Genomic DNA, 14,683 nt, shown 5'->3' on the forward strand with positions numbered 1-14,683 from the left:
GATGTCTGAAATTATTACCGTCAGTTGCCCGACCTGTGGGAAAGCCGTGATCTGGGGCGAAATCAGCCCGTTTCGCCCGTTCTGCTGCAAACGCTGCCAGTTAATCGATCTGGGTGAATGGGCTGCGGAAGAGAAACGTATCCCGAGCGCGGGCGATCTGTCCGACAGCGACGACTGGAGCGAAGAACAGCAATAACCCGTTCTCCGCAGCGCCTGCTGACAATCGGCTTAGCAGGCCTTCCATTCCTCAATCAGTTTTGCAATGACAGGCGCATTGGCTGGCGGGAATTTATCGGCGTCCAGCGCTTCTAATTCAACCCAGTTGCCAGGCTGTCCCTCTTTGCCCCAAGGTTCCCCCTCCCAGCTTTCCACCACCCAGAACCACAGCGTAATGTGGCGATCCGGGAACTGGTATTCGAGCTTATCGAACAATATAGGGCCACTCGGGGTGATCCCCACCTCTTCCTGAAGTTCGCGAATCAGCGCCTGTTCCGGCGTTTCACCTGATTCAATTTTCCCGCCAGGAAACTCCCATTTATTCGCCATATGGGCATCAGCGGCGCGTTGAGTAATGAAGATCTGGTTTTGCGAGTTGCGAATAATCCCGACAGCGATTTGCAGTATTTTCATATTGTGACTTCCATAAAAAAGGCGCAGATGTCTGCGCCTTTTCAACTGGTGATACGTGTTTAGCTCAGACGGCCATGACACGCTTTGTATTTTTTACCGGAACCACATGGGCACGGATCGTTACGGCCCACTTTGCGATCGCCCGTCTGGGCTGCAATCGCCGCTGCCGCTTCGTCTTCGTCAGTCTGGTGACTCAGCTGCTGCATCTGTGCCAGACGCTCAGCCTCTTCACGACGCTGTTGTTCCATCGCTTCCACTTCTTCTGGCATACGTACCTGAACTTTGCTCAGGGTACTGATCACTTCGTATTTCAGTGACTCCAGCATCGAGGCGAACATGGCGAAGGATTCACGTTTGTACTCCTGCTTAGGATCTTTCTGCGCATAGCCGCGCAGGTGAATACCCTGACGCAGGTAATCCATCGCTGCCAGATGCTCTTTCCACAGAGAGTCCAGGGTCTGCAACATGACGCCTTTCTCGAAGTGACGCATCATCTCGGTGCCAACCACTTCTTCCTTCTGCTTGTAAACGGCAACCGCAGTTTCCAGAATACGTTCGCGCAGCGTCTCTTCGTGCAGCTCTGGCTCTTTGTCCAGCCACTCTTTGATCGGCAGTTCGAGATCGAAGTCGTTTTTCAGACGTTCCTGCAGGCCTTCAACATCCCACATCTCTTCCAGAGACTGCGGTGGAATGTGCGCATCGATAGTCACTTTGAAGACATCTTCTCGAATGCTGTTGATGGTTTCGCTCACGTCGGACACATCCAGCAGTTCGTTACGCTGGGTGTAGATAGCACGACGCTGATCGTTGGCAACATCATCATACTCAAGCAGCTGCTTACGAATATCGAAGTTGCGGCTCTCCACTTTACGCTGTGCGTTGGCAATCGCTTTGGTCACCCAAGGGTGCTCAATCGCTTCGCCCGGTTTCATCCCCAGTTTACGCATCATGCCAGACACACGGTCAGAGGCGAAAATACGCATCAGGGCATCTTCCATTGACAGGTAGAAGCGGGAAGAACCGGCATCACCCTGACGACCCGCACGACCACGCAGCTGGTTATCGATACGACGAGATTCGTGACGCTCGGTACCAATGATGTGCAGACCACCGGAGGCCAGCACCGCATCGTGACGTACCTGCCAGTCAGCTTTGATCTGCGCAATTTGTTCTGGCGTTGGGTTTTCCAGCTCGGCCACTTCGGCCTGCCAGCTACCACCCAGCATAATATCGGTACCACGACCCGCCATGTTTGTGGCGATGGTGACCGCAGCCGGATAACCCGCCTGCGCAACGATATCGGCCTCTTTGGCGTGGAATTTAGCGTTCAGCACGTTGTGCTTAATGCCCGCTTTATCCAGCTCGTGAGAGACCACTTCGGATTTTTCGATAGAGATAGTACCCACCAGCACCGGCTGACCTGCAGCGGTACGCTCGCGGATATCTTCGATGATCGCCTGAATTTTTTCCGCTTCGGTCATGTAGACCAGATCCGGCATATCTTTACGGATCATTGGGCGGTTCGTTGGAACGACAACGGTATCCAGCTTGTAGATAGAGCTAAATTCGAACGCTTCGGTATCCGCTGTACCGGTCATGCCCGCCAGTTTTTCATACAAACGGAAGTAGTTCTGGAAGGTGATAGAAGCCAGCGTCTGGTTTTCGTTCTGAATATCGACGCCTTCTTTCGCTTCCACAGCCTGGTGCAGACCATCAGACCAGCGACGGCCCTGCATGGTACGACCAGTGTGTTCATCAACGATGATCACTTCGCCGTCTTTCACGATGTAATCCACGTCGCGAGTGAACAGGACGTGAGCGCGCAATGCCGCAGTAACGTGGTGCATCAGCATGATGTTGGTCGGGGAGTAAAGTGACTCGCCCTCTTCCATAATGCCCTGTTCAACCAGCAGCTCTTCGATCTGGACCAGACCGCGTTCGGTCAGGTTCACCTGACGCGCTTTTTCATCCACGGAGAAGTGGCCTTCGCCCTGGAAGGTATCAGAATCTTCTTTCTCCTGACGAATCAGGTGCGGGATGATTTTATCGACTTTACGGTACATCTCGGAGCTGTCTTCAGCCGGGCCGGAGATGATCAGCGGAGTACGGGCTTCATCGATGAGGATTGAGTCGACCTCATCCACCAGCGCGTAGTGCAGTTTACGCTGTACGCGCTCTTCCGGGCTAAACGCCATGTTGTCGCGCAGGTAGTCAAAACCGTATTCGTTGTTGGTGCCGTAGGTGATGTCTGCGCCGTACGCTTCACGCTTCGCCGGAGCGGGCAGGCCGGACATGTTGATGCCGACGGACATGCCGAGGAATTCGAACAGGGGACGGTTATTTTCGGCGTCACGCTGTGCCAGGTAGTCGTTGACGGTCACGACGTGAACGCCTTTACCGGTCAATGCGTTCAGGTAGGCAGGCAGCGTTGCGGTCAGGGTTTTACCTTCACCGGTACGCATTTCTGCGATGCAGCGTTCGTTCAGAACCATACCGCCGAGCAGCTGTACGTCGAAGTGACGCATGCCAAACACGCGTTTACTCGCTTCGCGAACCACAGCGAAAGCTTCTGGAATCAGGCTTTCCAGGGTTGCGCCTTTTTCCAGACGCTCACGGAACTCGCCCGTTTTCGCTTTCAGTTCGTCATCGGAGAGTTTTTCCATCTCCGGTTCCATACCATTAATGACGGTGACCGCTTTGCGCATACGGCGCAGGGTACGATCGTTACGGCTACCGAAAACTTTGGTTAATAATTTGATTAGCATAATAAATTCTCACACGCCCCATCATGGGCAGATAAATTAAGGTATTGAAAAAAGTTAATTTAGCTGAGGCGTTGTGGCCCGGCGCGGATGCCCTGCACCTGGCTAATCCAGGCGGACACCGAAAAGGCGGCGTGTGGGATAAAGGCGGTCTGAGCCATCTGACGAACGATGACCGGCGGTTTGCTCTCCTGCGTCAGCAGCGCATTGAGCGTATCCAGCAGCGCAAGATGTTGCGCCTGAACCGGCAGCGACTCTTCCGCAGCAGGCACGGCTTGTGGCGCCATGGCAAACGAAAGATGACGGATGACGGTGCGAATAGCATGTTGATGCCAGTAATCGACCGTAAAGTTCGGACGGCGACTGGCTTCGAGCAGCGCGAGATGAGTGAAGTTAACTCGCGTAGAGAGATCGTGTTTGGCGGTGGTGGTGTTCGCAGGCGTTGCCGCTTCTGCGGAGTGGCTGAGTACAGGCAAGCCGAGGCTCGCCGCAACCATCCCTAATAAGAGATGCGGCCAGAAGTAACGTCTGCCAAATTGTCGCCAGCGCGTTAGTATTCCGCTCACCTAATCCACCATCGTGTGCAGGCCCGTTCAGGCATGCGTTCAGATATTATTTAGCGCACAGATATTATCACTAAAGCGATAATACATCAGCAGGAATGACAGATTGCCACGGGTAAAAACGGTCAAGAATGCAGCGAACGCGCGCACATTCTGTGCTTAGCGGGCAATAATCATGCGGGGAAGAAAATCAGACGTGCAAAAACAAAAACGACTGGTCTTCCTGGCCGGAGAGAGTACCAGGTCAACCAGTCGATTTTACGATACGGAATTAACCGTTACGCCAGAACCGTGCTCGGCGCTTTGAATGCCAGTGGCAGTTCAGCTTCATCTTCGAAGGTCACAAATTCCCAGGCTTCCTGTTTTGCGAGAACTGCCTGCAACAATTTGTTGTTCAGTGCATGGCCGGATTTAAACGCGGTAAATGCACCAATGATGTTGTGACCACACATGAAGAGGTCGCCGATTGCGTCCAGCATTTTGTGACGAACGAATTCATCTTCAAAACGCAGGCCGTCTTCGTTCAGTACGCGATAATCGTCAACAACGATGGCACAATCGAAGCTGCCGCCCAGGCACAGGCCACGGGACTGCAGATATTCAATATCACGCATGAAACCGAAAGTACGTGCACGGCTAATCTGACGCATAAACGCATCAGCAGAGAAGTTCATCGCATAGCGCTGGTTGCTGCCGTCAATCGCCGGATGGTTAAAGTCGATGGTAAAGTCCAACGAGAAACCATTAAACGGTTTGAATTCAGCCCACTTGTCGCCATCTTGCACGCGAACAGTCTCTTTAATGCGTACAAATTTCTTCGCGCAGTTCAGTTCATCAATGCCCGCATCAAGCAGCAGATAAACGAACGGAGCAGCACTGCCATCCATGATTGGGATTTCTGGCGCATCGACTTCAATAACGATGTTGTCGATACCCAGACCCGCCAGGGCGGCGTTCAGGTGCTCTACGGTAGAAATCCGCACGTCATGCTCGTTCACCAGGCAAGTACAGAGCATAGTATCACGCACAGATTTGGCATCGGCCGGAAAATCTACCGGTGGATTCAAGTCGGTGCGACGATAGATGACCCCGGTATTGGCCGGCGCAGGGCGCAACGTCAGTGTGACTTTTTTGCCGGTATGTAAACCGACGCCAGTCGCCTGAACGATACGTTTAAGTGTCCTTTGTTTGATCATCGTATAATCTCGCCAAATTACTTATCCAACCGAGAGTGTATATCACTAACGGGTGGCCAGTTTAGCACAAAGAGCGAAAATCCCCAAATTCCAGCCAATTCTTAGTCAGCTTGCTTACGCAGGAACGCTGGGATATCCAGATAATCCGGTTCTTTCGCGGTTTGTGGCGTATTGTCGTTCACCACTTTCGCAGCCGGTTTTTGCTCCTGCGTCAGCGGTGCCATGCCGTGCTGCTGGTAGCGATCCATTACCGGTTGCTGGGTCTGTTTGTTGGTGACCAGGGTGATCTCTGGACGTTTGTCCATGCCGATACCGGTGGCAACAACGGTCACACGCAGCTCATCGTTCATTTCCGGATCAAGGGAAGTACCGATAACCACGGTGGCGTTATCAGACGCGAACGCACGAATAGTGTTACCCACGGTTTCGAACTCATCCAGACGCAGATCGAAGCCAGCGGTAATGTTGACCAGAACGCCGCGCGCACCGGACAGATCGATGTCTTCCAACAGTGGAGAAGAGATCGCCATTTCAGCCGCTTCTTCCGCACGGTCTTCACCGCTTGCCACGCCAGAGCCCATCATCGCATAGCCCATTTCGGACATCACGGTGCGGACGTCGGCGAAGTCGACGTTCATCAGACCCGGACGAGTAATCAGCTCAGCGATACCCTGAACCGCGCCTTTCAGCACGTCGTTTGCTGCGCCAAAAGCGTCCAGCAGGGAGATACCGCGACCCAGCACTTTCAGCAGTTTGTCGTTCGGGATGGTAATCAGAGAGTCCACGTGTTTGGACAGCTCAGTGATACCCTGCTCCGCGAATGCCATACGCTTCTTGCCTTCAAAGTTGAAAGGCTTCGTCACGACAGCAACGGTCAGGATACCCAGATCTTTTGCCACTTCAGCAACGACCGGTGCAGCACCCGTACCGGTACCACCGCCCATGCCCGCTGCGATAAACACCATATCGGCGCCATCAAGTGCAGCACGCAGTGCTTCACGATCTTCTTCAGCCGCGTTACGACCGACTTCTGGGTTAGCCCCAGCGCCCAGACCTTTAGTGATTCCACCACCGATCTGAATAGTCTGGCCTACAGCTGTCTTTCGCAGTGCCTGAGCATCGGTGTTAACTGCAAAGAATTCAACACCTTCGATGCGTTCGCGCACCATATGCTCGACAGCGTTACCGCCGCCGCCACCGACGCCGATGACTTTAATCACCGCGTCGTTGGTTAATTCCATTGGTTCAAACATGGTTTCTCTCCGTTTTTACGCTTCATCACTCAAGCCTGCTTGGGCAAAAGAGTGCTTTTGCGTATGTGCCTGTCGCCTGAGACCGCTAATTCTCTCCGGTCTCTTTAAAAATTAAAATTCTTTTCTCAGCCAGGAATTGAGTCGTTTGACCCAGGAACCGACCGACGTACGTTTTTCCACTTCTGCTTCACCACTCAAATGGGACTCTTTCCCGTAGTGCAGCAGGCCCACGGCCGTTGAATAATACGGCTCCTGAGCGTAATCCGTTAACCCGGTAATATTCAGCGGCGCACCAATACGGACTTGCGTATGGAACACTCGCTGGGCACAGGCGGCAAGACCTTCAATTTGCGCTGCACCACCGGTTAATACAATCCCCGCCGCGAGATGGTGTTTCACACCCTGCTGACGAAGCTGTTCTTGTAACTGTAAAATCTCTTCGTTGACGAGGTTGAGCAGCTCGGTATAACGCGGCTCAATCACCTCTGCCAGCGTCTGACGCTGCAGACTGCGCGGCGGACGACCGCCCACGCTTGGCACTTCAACGCTCTCATCTTTACCGACGATGGAGCCTAATGCACAACCATGGCGCACTTTAATCGCCTCTGCATCGCTCGGAGGCGTACCAAAGGCGTAAGCGATATCGCTGGTCACGACATTCCCGGCATAAGGGATGACTTTGGTGTGACGCAATGCACCGCCCGTATACACGGCCATATCCATTGTACCACCACCGATATCAACCACACAGACGCCCAATTCACGTTCGTCTTCAGTCAGAACCGAGTAGCTTGCTGCCAGTCCTGCAAAAATAAGTTGGTCAACTTTCAGGCCACAACGTTCAACGGCTTTGACGATGTTTTTCGCCATGTCGTTGTGACATGTGATCAAGTGCACTTTTGCCTGCATACGCACGCCGGAAAGACCGACCGGATTTTTGATACCTTCCTGGTAGTCGATCGCATATTCCTGCGGAATCACGTGCAGCACGCGGTGTTCATCGCGCACGCGCACGGATTTAGCCGTGTGCACTACGTTTTCAACGTCTTCCTGCGTCACTTCCTCTTCAGAAATCGGCACCATCCCGATTTCGTTCTGGCAGCTAATGTGCTTACCAGAGAGGGCCAGATAGACGGAGGAAATCTGGCAATCTGCCATTAATTCTGCCTGATCGATGGCGCGCTGTACGCATTTCACCACCGACTCGAGGTCGTTTACCCCACCTTTATCCATACCACGGGACGGGCAACTGCCCACACCAATGATATTGACCATACCGTCGGGCAGAACTTCCCCTACTAAAGCGGCAACCTTAGCGGTGCCAATCTCCAGTCCAACTACCAGTTTTCTGTCCGTCGCCTTGATCATTGTTGTTCTGCCTGTACCTGTGCCTGATTCTGTTGCTGATTAGGTTCCTCAACCGGAGCCGGTACCCAACCGACTGCTGCGCCTGAGTCATAGCGCAAATCAACGTAGCTTATCCGTTTGCCGTCGGTCTGCGCCTGCTGCTGTAAAACGGGGTACAGTTCTACAAAACGCGCCAAACGCTTCATCGTGTCGCCGCGACCAAGATTGAGCTTAATCCCATTCGTCAACGTCAGCTGCCAGGAGCGGCGAGCCGTCATTGACGCATCTTTTAACGCAAATCTGTCCTTAGCCAGCACCTGCCCCATCTCGCGAAAACCTTGTAGCACTTCGTTTTCACTGCCTTCCGGGCCAGACAACATCGGTAAACTTTGCTTGCTGACACGATCTGCCGGGACGCTGAACGAATTTCCGTCTACGTCGACCATATGCTGATCATTCCAACGCGCAATGGGCACATATTCAACCAGATGAATCTTCAATTCATCAGGCCATTGCTTTCTGACGCTCGCCTGTTTTATCCATGGCAGACGTTCAATCTGGCTCTGGATAATGTTGACGTCCTGGGTCATGAAAGTGCCAGGCGATCCCAGCGCAAGGATCGACTGACGGATATCATCGTTACGCGTGTAGTGACGCTCGCCGGTGACCACCAGTTTTGACAGCGGTAACCGTTGCGCATCTTCCATCCAGCCCAACACCATCCAGCCGCTGATAAACACGGTACACAGCACACCGAGCAGGAACAGGATCCCTGCAAGACGCGTTCCATTACTCCGTCCTGAAGAGGAATATTCTTCCTCTTCTTCGCGGTTGCGCGTGTTTAGTGCAGCCTGCGACATATCAGCCCGCCTGGTCCAGAATACGTACGACTAACTGCGAGAAGCTCATGCCCGCCTGACGCGCCGCCATCGGCACCAGGCTGTGGCTGGTCATACCCGGTGAGGTATTCGCTTCCAGCAGGTAAAATTCTCCGTCGCTGTCCTGCATCACATCGATGCGTCCCCAGCCACGGCAACCCAAAACAGTCCAGGCTTTAAGCACCAGGTCCTGTAAATCTGCTTCACGTTCTGCTTCCAGACCACTTGGGCAGAAATATTGCGTCTCATCAGAGAGATACTTCGCTTCATAATCATAGAAGGTTCCAGCGGGTTGGATACGAATTGACGGCAAAATTTCTTCGCCGAGCATCGCCACGGTAAATTCCGGACCGCTGAGCCATTTTTCAATCAGAACTTCTTCATCATGTTGAAAAGCCAGTGCTAACGCCTGGTTTAAATCACCAGCTTGATCAACTTTGGACATACCGACGCTTGAGCCTTCACGGCTGGGTTTGACAATAACCGGCAAACCCAACTGCGCAATGCGCGCATTGACGCTCTCGTCAACGCCCGCTTCAAACTCGCGGCGCGTCAGCGCAACCCATGGCGCAACGGGTAAACCCGCGCCCTGCCACAGTAATTTACTGCGTAATTTGTCCATGGAAATGGCGGAGGCCATCACACCACTGCCGGTGTAAGGCAAACCGATTAAATCCAATAGCCCTTGCAGCGTACCGTCTTCACCGCCACGACCGTGTAAAGCGATAAAGACTTTATGAAACCCCATCTCCTTGAGACGAGTAATGTCCGTCTCTTTAGGATCTACCGGGTGGGCGTTGACTCCACCCTCACGCAGACCCGCCAGCACGGCGGCGCCGGAGTTCAGCGAGACGTCACGCTCAGCAGAGGTTCCGCCAAAGAGGACCGCAATCTTATCAGCCATTGCGTTCATCCTCTGAGGTTTGCGGCGTCAGTTTGATTTGCGCTAAGTTACGCGCGATTTTGCCGATATTTCCCGCGCCCTGAATCAGAATCAAATCGTTACCGGTCAGCACTGGCGCCAGAATTTCAGCCGCCTGAGCCGGATCGGAAACCAGAATCGGGTCTACCTTACCGCGTCCGCGTATCGTACGACACAAAGAACGGCTGTCCGCGCCCGGAATCGGAGTTTCACCCGCTGAATAAACATCCAGCATCAGCAGCGTATCCACCTGCGACAGCACGTTTGCGAAGTCGTCATAAAGATCGCGCGTACGTGTGTAGCGGTGTGGCTGGAAAATCATCACCAGATTTTTGTCCGGCCAGCCCGCACGTGCCGCTTTAATGGTTGCATCCACTTCTGTCGGATGGTGACCATAGTCATCCACCAGCATCGCGGTACCTGCTTTGCCGTTTACCGGCTCCAGCGGGAATTCACCGAGGAAGTCAAAACGACGCCCTGTGCCCTGGAAACCTTCCAGCGCGTGTAAAATTGCCTCGTCCTCAATGCCCTCTTCAGTGGCGACAGCCACCGCAGCCGCAGCATTGAGCGCATTGTGGCGTCCCGGTGCATTCAGGGTAACGCGCAGCAGCGGTTTATCCTGACGTGCCAGGGTGAAATGCCCCTGCGCACCGATTTGCGTGTAATCTTCCACCCGCACGTCCGCATCTTCGCTGAAACCGTAAGTCGTAATCTGACGACCCACGCGCGGCAGCAATTCACGAATTACCGGATCGTCCACACACATCACCGCACGACCATAAAACGGCAAATTGTGCAGGAAATTAATAAACGTCTGCTTTAAATTTTCGAAGTCGCCCTGGTAGGTATCCATATGGTCGGCTTCGATGTTGGTGACAATCGCCACCATCGGCTGCAGATGCAGGAACGACGCATCGCTCTCATCCGCTTCAGCAATAAGGTAACGGCTGTGGCCCAGACGCGCATGAACGCCCGCCGCTTTTACCAGACCACCGTTGACGAAGGTCGGATCAAGACCGGCTTCTGCATAAATACTGGAGACCATCGCCGTGGTCGTCGTTTTACCGTGGGTACCCGCAACGGCAATACCGTGACGAAAGCGCATCAGCTCAGCCAGCATCTCTGCGCGGCGAATCACCGGGATACGCGCTTCGTGCGCGGCAACAATCTCCGGGTTATCAGAGGAGATCGCGCTTGAGACCACAACAACACTCGCATCGAGTACGTTTTCAGGACGATGGTTGAAATAGATGGTCGCCCCAAGCGACGCCAACTGTTGCGTAACAGGGTTCGGCGCCAGATCGGAACCGCTGATCTGGTAACCTTCGTTCGCTAAAACTTCGGCAATACCGCCCATTCCTGCGCCGCCGATGCCAACGAAGTGGATGTGCCGGACGCGACGCATCTCGGGCACGATTGAACGCAGTTTCGCCAGTTGTTGTGTATTCATTCTCTAACCGCCATCGATACTTCTAAAAATTCGTGGCAACGCAAAACGCGCTGCAAGGGTTAAGCCTTTGCTGCCAGGCTCACTTCATTTGCCACCCGCTCGGTCGCATCCGGTATAGCCGTCGCGCGTGCGCGTTCGGCCATCTCCAGCAGGGTCGCTCTGTTCCAGCCCGCGAGGGTGGTAGCGACGGCGTCTGCGGTAAACTGTGGCTGTTCAAAAATCTTTGCGGCACCCGCTTTCTCAAGCGGTAACGCATTCCAGTACTGCTGGCGATCTTTGTGCTGAAAAGGCACAAACACTGCTGGCAATCCTGCTGCGGCGATTTCACTCACCGTCAGTGCGCCGGAACGGCACACCACGACATCGGCCCAGGCATAGGCCGCTGCCATATCGTCAATAAATTCAGTAACCTTATGCTGCGACTGACCGGCTTCGGCATACGCCTGTTCGACCATTTGCTGCGCACCTTTTCCGCTCTGATGCCAGATCGTCACGCTATCGCCCAGTTTTGCCGCCACTTGTGGCAGGGTCTGGTTCAAAATCCGCGCGCCCTGAGAGCCGCCGACAACCAGTACCCGCACCGGGCCTTCGCGCCCGATCAGGCGTTCCTGCGGCAACGGGAGCGCCAGCACATCCACGCGCACCGGATTACCCACTACGTCTGCGGCAGGAAATGCACCCGGGAAAGCCTGCATCACTTTGGTGGCAATTTTTGCCAGCCATTTGTTGGTCAGCCCGGCGATACCGTTCTGCTCATGGAGCACAACTGGGATCCCAAGCGACCAGGCCGCCAGCCCACCCGGGCCGGAAACATATCCGCCCATACCCAGCACCGCATCAGGCTTAAAGCGCTTCATGATTGCGCGCGCCTGACGCCAGGCGTTGAAGATACGCACCGGAGCCAGCAGCTGCGCTTTGATGCCTTTGCCACGTAAGCCTGAAATCCGAATAAAGTCGATCTCGATACCGTGCTTCGGCACCAGATCGGCTTCCATGCGATCGGCGGTTCCCAGCCAGCGCACTTGCCAGCCTTGATCCATTAAATGGTGCGCAACCGCAAGCCCCGGGAAAACATGTCCGCCGGTACCGCCTGCCATCACCATTAACCGCTTCGGTTGATTCATCGTGAACCTCGTGTAAACGCCTGGGCTTTTTCCAGACGCGTCTCATAATCTATGCGTAACAAGAACATAATCGCCGTCGACATAATCAACAGACTCGAACCACCGTAACTGATCAACGGCAACGTCAGGCCCTTCGTCGGCAGCATACCTGCTGCGGCGCCAACGTTGACCAATGCCTGGAAGCTAAACCAGATACCAATTGAGCAGGCCAGGAAACCTGAGAAACGGTGATCGATTTCCAGCGCTTTTCGGCCAATCGACATAGCACGGAAAGCGACGAAGAATACCATTAAAAGTGCCAGTACCACACCGATATAACCCAGTTCTTCCCCAATAATGGAGAAGATGAAGTCCGTATGCGCCTCGGGCAGATACTCCAGTTTTTGAACTGAATTGCCTAAACCCTGGCCCCACACTTCGCCGCGACCAAAGGCCATCAGAGACTGAGTCAGCTGATAACCGCTGCCAAACGGATCTTCCCAGGGGTTCCAGAAAGAGGTCACACGGCGGATACGATACGGCTCGGCAAGGATCAGCAGGACCACGGCCGAGATGCCCATGCCGATAATCGCAATGAACTGCCACAGCTTGGCACCCGCCAGGAACAGCATCGCCAGCGTGGTGACGAACAGCACCACCACCGTACCGAGGTCCGGCTGCGCCAGCAGAAGCACTGCGAGAACCAGAATCACACCCATCGGTTTTAAGAAGCCGCGCAGGTTATTTCGCACTTCATCAACCTTGCGCACAAGGTAGTTAGCGAGATAACAAAATAGCGACAGCTTGGTGAATTCCGCAGGCTGAATACGCAGCGGGCCAAAGGCGATCCAGCGCGATGCACCGTTAACGGAGCTACCCACCACCAGCACGATCAACAGCATAATAATGGAGGCGATCAGCATCGCGGTACTGTGGCGCTGCCAGAACTCCATCGGCAGACGCAGCGTAATCAGCGCCAGGCAGAATGCCAGGATGATGTACAAACCGTCACGCTTGGCGAACAGGAAAGGATCGTTCGCCAGACGCTGCCCAACGGGCATCGAAGCCGAGGTCACCATGATGAAGCCCACAGCCGCCAGACCCAGCGTAAACCACAGGAGCGCACGGTCGTACATGACCAGGCTATCGGAATCTTTCGTCCGCGAGCCCATCACCCAGCCTTTCAGCGCCGCAAACAGCCAGCCCAGGATTCGGGACCCCGGCATGCGCGGCATTCTCAGGCGAGGGAGAGATAAACGCATCAGCCTAACTCCCTCGCGAGGCGGGTAAACAGATCACCACGCTGTTCGAAATTCTTAAACTGGTCGAGGCTGGCACATGCCGGAGAGAGTAGCACCATATCACCCGGTTTAACCTGAGGCGCGATGAGGCGGATAGCCTGTTCCATCGTTTCAGTTTGTTCAGCAATTTCCGGGCGCAGCTCCGCCAGCTCAGCGCCGTCACGGCCAAAGCAGTACAGGCGGATGTTATCGCTCATCAGATACGGTTTCAGGGACGAGAAATCCGCCGATTTTCCATCGCCCCCCAGCAACAGATACAGCGTGCCATCGACGCGTAATCCTTTCAGTGCGGCTTCGGTGCTGCCCACGTTGGTTGCTTTTGAGTCGTTAATCCAGCGCACGCCGTTGTGCTCCAGCGCCAGCTGGAAGCGGTGCGCCAGACCGGTAAAGGTTGTCAGCGCTTTGAGGCTGGAGGCACGCGGTAAACCTGCGGCATCGGCCAGCGCCAGCGCCGCGAGCGCATTGGTGTAGTTGTGCTGCCCGGAAAGAGTCATCTCTTTCACGTTCAATACTTTTTCGCCCTTCACACGCAGCCAGGTTTCGCCCTGCTGGTGATTCAGGTGGTAGTCACCCATATTCACGCCAAAGCTGATGCAACGTTCGTCTGCACCACGCACCGGCATGGTCAGCGCATCGTCTGCGTTCACCACACAGACTTTCGCATTTTCATAGACGCGCAGTTTGGCCGCGCGGTACTGCTGCAGGCCAAACGGATAGCGATCCATATGATCTTCAGTCACGTTCAGGATCGTGGCTGCCACGGCCTGCAGACTAGAGGTGGTTTCCAGCTGGAAGCTGGACAGTTCAAGCACATACAGCTCGCGAGCCGGATCGAGCAGCATCAGCGCAGGCAGGCCAATATTGCCGCCGACGCCGACGTTAACGCCCGCCGCTTTCGCCATATCGCCGACCAGCGTCGTAACCGTACTTTTGCCGTTAGAGCCGGTAATCGCCACAATCGGCGCCTGGGCTTCACGGCAAAACAGTTCAATATCGCCGACAATTTCAACGCCCGCATCTGCTGCCGCGCTTAATGACGGATGCGCCAACGCCATCCCAGGGCTGGCGACAATCAGATCGGCATCGAGCAGCCAGGTATCATTCAGACCACCAAGGTGGCGTTCAACCTGTTCTGGCAGCTTGTCCAGACCAGGCGGAGAAACACGCGTATCCATCACACGCGGCGTAACGCCGCGCCCGAGGAAAAAGTCCACGCAGGAAAGGCCCGTTAGGCCTAACCCGATGATAACGACTTTTTTACCCTGGTAATCTGCCATG

The 14,683-nt window shown here is 54.6% G+C and carries 13 protein-coding genes; 1 reads left to right on the forward strand and 12 read right to left on the reverse strand.

Features of this window, described 5'->3' with window-relative positions:
- Window position 1: 1 nt before the first annotated feature.
- Window positions 2-196: a DNA gyrase inhibitor YacG gene (gene yacG / locus ABIE11_RS14185; RefSeq protein ID WP_100777615.1), complete on the forward strand. Its 195-nt coding sequence runs from the start codon at window positions 2-4 to the stop codon at window positions 194-196.
- A gap of 32 nt (window positions 197-228) precedes the next feature.
- On the opposite strand, the gene mutT is transcribed toward yacG, so the two are convergent.
- The 12 genes from mutT to murD form a co-directional block, all read right to left on the reverse strand.
- Complete coding sequence (gene mutT, locus ABIE11_RS14190; RefSeq protein WP_429184746.1) at window positions 229-630, reverse strand: 8-oxo-dGTP diphosphatase MutT; 402 nt, start codon at window positions 628-630, stop codon at window positions 229-231.
- A 59-nt stretch (window positions 631-689) separates the two neighbouring features.
- Complete coding sequence (secA, locus tag ABIE11_RS14195) at window positions 690-3,395, reverse strand: preprotein translocase subunit SecA (protein WP_107702255.1); 2,706 nt, start codon at window positions 3,393-3,395, stop codon at window positions 690-692.
- Window positions 3,396-3,454: 59 nt separating this feature from the next.
- The gene (secM, locus tag ABIE11_RS14200; protein ID WP_231276707.1) at window positions 3,455-3,958 is read right to left on the reverse strand and encodes a secA translation cis-regulator SecM; all 504 of its coding nucleotides are present in this window, start codon (window positions 3,956-3,958) and stop codon (window positions 3,455-3,457) included.
- 275 nt (window positions 3,959-4,233) lie between these two features.
- Entirely contained in the window at window positions 4,234-5,151 is a 918-nt protein-coding gene (gene lpxC / locus ABIE11_RS14205; protein WP_100777619.1) for a UDP-3-O-acyl-N-acetylglucosamine deacetylase, read from the reverse strand.
- Window positions 5,152-5,252: 101 nt separating this feature from the next.
- Complete coding sequence (ftsZ, locus tag ABIE11_RS14210; RefSeq protein WP_006173842.1) at window positions 5,253-6,404, reverse strand: cell division protein FtsZ; 1,152 nt, start codon at window positions 6,402-6,404, stop codon at window positions 5,253-5,255.
- A gap of 111 nt (window positions 6,405-6,515) precedes the next feature.
- Window positions 6,516-7,772 (reverse strand): cell division protein FtsA, encoded by a 1,257-nt coding sequence (gene ftsA / locus ABIE11_RS14215; protein WP_095280777.1) that lies wholly within the window; start codon window positions 7,770-7,772, stop codon window positions 6,516-6,518.
- A complete protein-coding gene (gene ftsQ, locus ABIE11_RS14220; protein ID WP_100777620.1) occupies window positions 7,769-8,611 on the reverse strand; it encodes a cell division protein FtsQ in 843 nt (280 codons plus the stop codon). The genes ftsA and ftsQ overlap by 4 nt, the downstream gene beginning before the upstream one ends.
- A gap of 1 nt (window position 8,612) precedes the next feature.
- Window positions 8,613-9,533 (reverse strand): D-alanine--D-alanine ligase, encoded by a 921-nt coding sequence (locus tag ABIE11_RS14225; RefSeq protein WP_129035422.1) that lies wholly within the window; start codon window positions 9,531-9,533, stop codon window positions 8,613-8,615.
- Window positions 9,526-11,001, reverse strand: coding sequence for a UDP-N-acetylmuramate--L-alanine ligase (gene murC, locus ABIE11_RS14230; RefSeq protein ID WP_107702258.1), 1,476 nt, complete (start codon window positions 10,999-11,001; stop codon window positions 9,526-9,528). The genes ABIE11_RS14225 and murC overlap by 8 nt, the downstream gene beginning before the upstream one ends.
- A gap of 59 nt (window positions 11,002-11,060) precedes the next feature.
- On the reverse strand, window positions 11,061-12,125 hold the full coding sequence (gene murG / locus ABIE11_RS14235) for an undecaprenyldiphospho-muramoylpentapeptide beta-N-acetylglucosaminyltransferase (RefSeq protein WP_429184747.1): 1,065 nt from the start codon (window positions 12,123-12,125) through the stop codon (window positions 11,061-11,063).
- Window positions 12,122-13,366 carry a cell division protein FtsW gene (gene ftsW / locus ABIE11_RS14240; RefSeq protein ID WP_102104595.1) on the reverse strand — a complete coding sequence of 415 codons (1,245 nt, stop codon included), beginning with the start codon at window positions 13,364-13,366 and terminating at the stop codon, window positions 12,122-12,124. Before ftsW ends, murG begins: the two co-directional genes overlap by 4 nt.
- On the reverse strand, window positions 13,366-14,682 hold the full coding sequence (murD, locus tag ABIE11_RS14245; protein ID WP_100777625.1) for a UDP-N-acetylmuramoyl-L-alanine--D-glutamate ligase: 1,317 nt from the start codon (window positions 14,680-14,682) through the stop codon (window positions 13,366-13,368). The genes ftsW and murD overlap by 1 nt, the downstream gene beginning before the upstream one ends.
- Between the last annotated feature and the right edge of the window lies 1 nt (window position 14,683).

This window comes from Lelliottia sp. 489 (assembly GCF_050435885.1).
GTDB lineage: Bacteria > Pseudomonadota > Gammaproteobacteria > Enterobacterales > Enterobacteriaceae > Enterobacter > Enterobacter nimipressuralis.

What these genes read in the sequence shown, in the direction of transcription:
- yacG (WP_100777615.1), top strand. Translation starts at nt 2, where the DNA reads ATGTCTGAAATTATTACCGTCAGTTGCCCGACCTGTGGGAAAGCCGTG.
- mutT (WP_429184746.1), bottom strand. Translation starts at nt 630, where the DNA reads ATGAAAATACTGCAAATCGCTGTCGGGATTATTCGCAACTCGCAAAAC.
- secA (WP_107702255.1), bottom strand. Translation starts at nt 3,395, where the DNA reads ATGCTAATCAAATTATTAACCAAAGTTTTCGGTAGCCGTAACGATCGT.
- lpxC (WP_100777619.1), bottom strand. Translation starts at nt 5,151, where the DNA reads ATGATCAAACAAAGGACACTTAAACGTATCGTTCAGGCGACTGGCGTC.
- ftsZ (WP_006173842.1), bottom strand. Translation starts at nt 6,404, where the DNA reads ATGTTTGAACCAATGGAATTAACCAACGACGCGGTGATTAAAGTCATC.
- ftsA (WP_095280777.1), bottom strand. Translation starts at nt 7,772, where the DNA reads ATGATCAAGGCGACGGACAGAAAACTGGTAGTTGGACTGGAGATTGGC.
- ftsQ (WP_100777620.1), bottom strand. Translation starts at nt 8,611, where the DNA reads ATGTCGCAGGCTGCACTAAACACGCGCAACCGCGAAGAAGAGGAAGAA.
- ABIE11_RS14225 (WP_129035422.1), bottom strand. Translation starts at nt 9,533, where the DNA reads ATGGCTGATAAGATTGCGGTCCTCTTTGGCGGAACCTCTGCTGAGCGT.
- murC (WP_107702258.1), bottom strand. Translation starts at nt 11,001, where the DNA reads ATGAATACACAACAACTGGCGAAACTGCGTTCAATCGTGCCCGAGATG.
- murG (WP_429184747.1), bottom strand. Translation starts at nt 12,125, where the DNA reads ATGAATCAACCGAAGCGGTTAATGGTGATGGCAGGCGGTACCGGCGGA.
- ftsW (WP_102104595.1), bottom strand. Translation starts at nt 13,366, where the DNA reads ATGCGTTTATCTCTCCCTCGCCTGAGAATGCCGCGCATGCCGGGGTCC.
- murD (WP_100777625.1), bottom strand. Translation starts at nt 14,682, where the DNA reads ATGGCAGATTACCAGGGTAAAAAAGTCGTTATCATCGGGTTAGGCCTA.